This window comes from Acetobacter pomorum (assembly GCF_002738225.1).
Classification (GTDB): domain Bacteria; phylum Pseudomonadota; class Alphaproteobacteria; order Acetobacterales; family Acetobacteraceae; genus Acetobacter; species Acetobacter pomorum.
Map to the genome: position 1 here is coordinate 1 of NZ_PEBQ01000130.1, position 4,420 is coordinate 4,420.

Here is a 4,420-nt window from a genome sequence, read left to right on the forward strand (position 1 = left end):
CAGAAAATTGGTTGATGAACAACAAGAACATGGCTGAGACTGAAATGGATTGTCCGGGTCTGACTTAAAAAAACTATCCTACTTCATAAGAAACTTCGGGCAGTTCAAAGAGCTTATTCAGATCAGAGAAAATCCTATTCCTATCGTTCTTCAGGAATTCGTTTAGAAATATGACATTTCTTGCGGCTTCGATCTGCATTATACTTCCCCGAACTTTTCCGAAATAACGACCTTATTTCCCCAGTTGAGAAAGTCTTCTGCCTCAAAGCAGGCAGGAGACCGGGAATCTTCCGGCATCATCTCTCGCCCCTCTTGTGGAGGTGGGTGTAGAAAAAAGCCTGTCCCTGTTAAACCTTCCTCTCCTCGCCTGTCTGTCATCTTCCGTCAGGGCTTGGAGCACGACTTCCGACCGTGAAATCGAAGTCGAGACTTTCCATACGCTCCAGGAGGCGTCCCTGCCTATGACGCACGGTGATCAGTTCATGAGAGATAGTGTTTTTATCTCATCGGAAGCCGAGCCAATCTTCATACTGATGAATATATCGTGCCATATTCCCTGCACTTCTTGCAGAGAATTGGCACCTCATCGCCGTAAACGACAAGGCAATAACTGCATGATATGCGGTGAATACGCCTATTCTTTACTGCATATGGTAACAAGGCATGCACAGAACGCAATCAATGGATCAAAACGCAGTTATTTTAGAAATTACGCAAAGTTTGCGTTCTTGACCTTCACGAGCGGGATGTCCGTCTTCATGCTCCGCACACCTTTGATGCGTGCAAGCTGTTCACTCTGAAAACGTCGTAATCCTGGAAGGTCTTCCGCAACGACGCGCAACAGGAAATCACAGTCTCCTGCAAGGACGTGTGCTTCCGTCACCTGCGGAAGTTTTCCGATTTCCTTGATGAAATGCTCGGACTGTCTCTCGTCTTCTCCCGTCAGCCATATCCTGACAAACGCTGTCACGCCGAACCCGGCTTTTACGGGATTCACAACAGCGACATACCCTTCGATAACACCACTTTCTTCCAGCATCCGCACCCGGCGCAGGCACGGGGATGGAGAGAGCCCAACGCGCCTCGCAAGTTCATTGTTGGGGCAACGGCCATTTTCTTGGAGAACACGAAGAATACGCCGATCAATCGCATCCAGTTTCATTAACATATTATATCAGAAATAATCATATCGACGCAATCAAATGCCAAATATCAACGGGTCAGTTGGCATAAACGCAACCTCATGTCTGCAGATCTACGCTATCCTACCTTCTCTCGCATCACATGGATGGCGATCAGGAACATAATTGGAGCACATGAAAACGCCGTGGAACTTTGTAAATTTCCTTCTAAAGCGATGCATGTTTGATGAATTTGCATACGCTTCTTGCTTTCTGGACGATTTCCATCCTCCTTGCCGCAACCCCTGGTGCTGACTGGGCGTATGTCATTTCCGCCGGAATACGTGATCATGCCGCAGTCGTGCCTGCTGTGTTCGGTCTGTTCCTCGGATATATTGCCATTACCGGAACGGTCGCAGGTGGTATCGGTGCGCTTGTCGCTGGCATGCCGCTCGCGGTCACCCTTCTGACGTTTGCAGGTGCAGCCTATCTCATAAAACTGGGCATTTCCCTTTTGCGCCATCCTCCCCTACCGAAAGAAGGACATGAACGCGAAACAAGCGCTCAGCGCTGGATTACCAAAGGGTTTGCCATCAGCGGCCTGAACCCCAAGGCTCTTCTGTTTTTTCTTGCCCTTCTACCCCAATTTACAAATCCGGGGTCATCATTGCCGATCTTTTTACAGATCGCGATATTGGGCTGCGTTCATACAATAAACTGCGTGTCCATCTATCTGATGGTCGGATTTGGGGCACGGACAATATTAAGCAGCCGCCCCAGAGCGTCCATTGTAACAAGCTATATATCTGGAGCGATCATGGTCCTGCTTGGTCTGGGTCTGGCGTCAGAAGACATCATAAAATTATTCCACTCATGACGAAGGAGTATGGAAAGCGAAGAAATTGGAAACAGGCTTTATTTCACAGATTTTGTGGGTTTAGAGTGAAGTCCGCTGTATCGATTTCCCGATTTCCATGAATGCCGAGACTGCGGGGTTTTTTGTAGTCATCGGCGCACGAAGAACAACATCAAGCTGGGGAGCGTCTGTCAAAGTCCGTGATATCAGCCCTGTCCCCATTCCGGTACACAGCGATACAGGGATAAGGGCTACGCCCAGTCCTTTTGCAACAAGCTGGATAATCGTGTGCTGCAACCGCGGTTCAAGCACGACATGCGGGACAATTCCCTTGGCCGAAAAATAGCTGTTAATTGCAGATCGCAGAGCCGGCGCTGTCGCGGCGGGTGCAGCGATGACTTTCTCCTCGCGGAGTTTCTCAGGATAGATCTGCCCGACCGTGGCAAGAGGATGGTCTTCCCTCATGATAATGCGTAACCGTTCTCTGGCCAACAGCACTGTCTGCAGGTGCGGCGCATATCCGCAATCAAATGTTACAGCCGCATCCAGTGTTCCAGCCACCAGCATCTCATCGATCTCTGTCGGCGTGCGTTCATCAAGGACAAGGCGAACATCAGGCCTTGCCTTTGCATAAAGCTGCACAAGTTCCGGCACGACACTGTGAGCAGCATGCATCATGAATCCAAAGCGCAATTCGCCTTTCATGCCGCTGGCAACCAGCCTGACATCTCGACAGGCGTCTTCAAACTGCCCCAGCACATTTCGACAATCTTCCATGAAGTGTTTCCCGGCTGGGGTGAGAGCCACGTTGCGCGAGTTTCGCTCAAACAGCTTCACGCCCAACGTACGCTCAATCATCGCAATCTGACGACTGAACGGCGGTTGGCTCATGTTCATTCGCTCGGCGGCCCGCCCGAAATGAAGCGTCTCGGCCAAAGCCATGAAAAATCGCATATGCCGCGTGTCCATCTGATACCCTGAAAGCATTGATCGTAAACCATATGAGTATTGGATTATATCGATAGCCTCCGTTACCGTCACGCCTTTGGTAAGTTCCAGAGGTCCTTGATGCTGAACAATCTACTGATCGTCCTGCCTATCTTTGCCCTCATTCTCACCGGATGGATCGCACGCAAATCGGGCGCACTGGGTCCCAATGCCACGCGCGAAGTCAATCGGCTCGTGGTCTATCTTGCGCTACCTGCAGTGCTGTTCGACATCGTGGCAAATGCAAAAATGACCGATCTGTGGGAACCGGGATTTATTGCGGCGTTCACGCTTGGCTGTTTTATCGTGTTTGCCGGGACGCTGTGCTGGCGGGTTTCAACAGGACATCACCTTGCCGATGCCGCCATTGACGGACTGAACGCAAGTTACGCCAATACAGGGTTTGTCGGTTTCCCGCTCGTCCTGTCTCTTGTTGGCAATACCGGCATGGCCCCCACTCTCATTGCCACGATCGTAACGGTCTGTGTGCTGTTTGTCATAGCAATCATTTTAATCGAGGCTGGACTGCAAACCGAAGCACGGCCGCGTGATATCATCGCAAAAACCCTTTTTTCTTTAGTGAAAAATCCTTTACTGGTGGCACCAGCACTTGGTGGCCTGGTCATGGTATCTGGTGGCCACCTGCCAGGACCCGTGCATGCTTTTCTGAAGCTTCTCGGCGGAGCCGCATCGCCCTGCGCCCTGATCGCCCTCGGTCTGTTCCTCGCCGGAAATTCGGCCGGTGCCGCATCTGCGCGTCCGTCGACAGCGGCCATTCTTGTTGGCCTGAAGCTGATCGCCCAGCCTCTAGTGACATGGATTATTGCAGCACCAGTGCTCCATCTGCCCCCTGCGATGACGCACATTGCCGTGCTTCTTGCCGCACTTCCAACAGGAACGGGCTCGTTCATGCTGGCGGAATTCTATGATCGTGAAGCAGCCCTTACCGGACGTGTGGTCCTTGCCTCCACCGTATTCTCGATTGCAACAATCTCGCTCTACCTCGCCTTTGCACCCGCGTAGGAACGCTCATCGGCATTTTGACAAAGTCTCGGACCAATAATCTCCACCAGCCAGTCCACGAACACCCGCACACGTGGAGAAAGCTGCCTGTTACTCGGATAAAGCACTGAAACCGACGTTGGCATTGGAGGAAAATCCGGGAGAACCTCGATCAAGGTGCCATTTGCAAGGTCATCGGCAAAGCCATAGCGTGGAACCTGCACGATGCCAAAACCGAGCCTGGCTGCTTCGGCATAGGTATCCACGCCCCCGACCAACAAACGCGCAGGGAGTGATCTCTCAATCACCTCCTCTCCGCGCGTAAACTCCAATGGCAGGGGCTGGCCGGTACGTGAGGATACGAAGCCGATCATCTGATGCCCCTCGACGCGGAAATCTCACAGATGGAGTAATTTTGGATCATTTTCTGGTTGTTCAGGACTTCCTATACGTC

At 51.6% G+C, this 4,420-nt stretch carries 4 protein-coding genes and 2 pseudogenes; 2 read left to right on the top strand and 4 right to left on the bottom strand.

What is annotated here, in order from left to right; translation table 11 throughout:
• Positions 1–376: 376 nt before the first annotated feature.
• Together CSR02_RS17205 and CSR02_RS09085 are read right to left on the bottom strand one after the other, a co-directional pair.
• Positions 377–551 (bottom strand): annotated as a pseudogene (locus CSR02_RS17205) (DUF4172 domain-containing protein); the annotation flags it as partial.
• A 158-nt stretch (positions 552–709) separates the two neighbouring features.
• The gene (locus CSR02_RS09085; RefSeq protein ID WP_099541421.1) at positions 710–1,162 is read right to left on the bottom strand and encodes an Lrp/AsnC family transcriptional regulator; all 453 of its coding nucleotides are present in this window, start codon (positions 1,160–1,162) and stop codon (positions 710–712) included.
• A 206-nt stretch (positions 1,163–1,368) separates the two neighbouring features.
• Here CSR02_RS09085 and CSR02_RS09090 point away from each other — a divergent pair, with 206 nt between their 5' ends.
• Positions 1,369–1,998, top strand: a complete 630-nt coding sequence (locus tag CSR02_RS09090; protein WP_099541416.1) for a LysE family translocator — start codon at positions 1,369–1,371, stop codon at positions 1,996–1,998.
• A gap of 60 nt (positions 1,999–2,058) precedes the next feature.
• Here CSR02_RS09090 and CSR02_RS09095 read toward each other — a convergent pair whose 3' ends face one another.
• Positions 2,059–2,964 carry a LysR substrate-binding domain-containing protein gene (locus tag CSR02_RS09095; RefSeq protein ID WP_183172737.1) on the bottom strand — a complete coding sequence of 302 codons (906 nt, stop codon included), beginning with the start codon at positions 2,962–2,964 and terminating at the stop codon, positions 2,059–2,061.
• An 81-nt stretch (positions 2,965–3,045) separates the two neighbouring features.
• On the opposite strand from CSR02_RS09095, the gene CSR02_RS09100 reads away from it, so the two are divergent.
• Positions 3,046–3,987: an AEC family transporter gene (locus CSR02_RS09100; protein WP_099541419.1), complete on the top strand. Its 942-nt coding sequence runs from the start codon at positions 3,046–3,048 to the stop codon at positions 3,985–3,987.
• On the opposite strand, the pseudogene CSR02_RS09105 reads toward CSR02_RS09100, so the two are convergent.
• A pseudogene (locus CSR02_RS09105) lies at positions 3,963–4,355 on the bottom strand (LysR substrate-binding domain-containing protein); the annotation flags it as partial. The gene CSR02_RS09100 and the pseudogene CSR02_RS09105 sit on opposite strands and share 25 nt — an antisense overlap.
• Between the last annotated feature and the right edge of the window lie 65 nt (positions 4,356–4,420).

Excerpts from the sequence above, each read along its gene's own strand:
- CSR02_RS09100 (WP_099541419.1), top strand. The coding sequence starts at position 3,046 with ATGCTGAACAATCTACTGATCGTCCTGCCTATCTTTGCCCTCATTCTC.
- CSR02_RS09085 (WP_099541421.1), bottom strand. The coding sequence starts at position 1,162 with ATGAAACTGGATGCGATTGATCGGCGTATTCTTCGTGTTCTCCAAGAA.
- CSR02_RS09090 (WP_099541416.1), top strand. The coding sequence starts at position 1,369 with ATGAATTTGCATACGCTTCTTGCTTTCTGGACGATTTCCATCCTCCTT.
- CSR02_RS09095 (WP_183172737.1), bottom strand. The coding sequence starts at position 2,964 with ATGCTTTCAGGGTATCAGATGGACACGCGGCATATGCGATTTTTCATG.